This window comes from Blastopirellula marina, assembly GCF_002967715.1.
GTDB lineage: Bacteria > Planctomycetota > Planctomycetia > Pirellulales > Pirellulaceae > Bremerella > Bremerella marina_B.
In genome coordinates this window covers 1-507 of sequence record NZ_PUIA01000032.1, presented here as the reverse complement: position 1 = coordinate 507, position 507 = coordinate 1, and the positions used below count along the sequence as shown (strand labels likewise).

1 protein-coding gene is annotated in these 507 nt (G+C 60.4%); it reads right to left on the bottom strand.

The window, feature by feature from the left end; genetic code table 11:
• Nucleotides 1-507 (bottom strand): hypothetical protein (locus C5Y96_RS27330; protein WP_158261163.1); only part of this gene is annotated, 507 nt, incomplete at both ends.

Genomic DNA, 507 nt, shown 5'->3' with positions numbered 1-507 from the left:
CAACATCTCGGCGCCCATCGGCAAGCCGCTGTAAGCGTTGTACGACTCGACAGCAATTCGCCCGGTGGTCAGCCACTCGGTCGGTAGTCGCAGGTGATACTCCAGCACGTCGTATTCGTAGGGCGGCATCATTCCGCCGAGCAATGTGCAAAGGACGATCGGCGCCGCTGCGGCGATCCAGATCCAAGGAATCGGTTCGCGGGCCGTCACCGTTTCGCTGCGCGACGCTTGCTCGCGATACCAATCCCATCCGCCCCAGCCGGCCAGTCCCAACAGCGGCAAGACAATCAGCGCCGGGTAATGCAACAAGCCGACAAAGCCGATCAAGAACGTCCACAGCGAAACGGCCGCTAGTCCCAAGGCGGCGGCGAACACAAATGTTTCGAGCCGTGACAATAAATCTGACAAACCGATCCGCGTTACCAAGCAGCGACCAATCAGCGTGGCGGCCAATACGATCACCGCCGCCAGCAAAAAGACCGGCGTTCGTTGCGTGAAGAAGGGGAC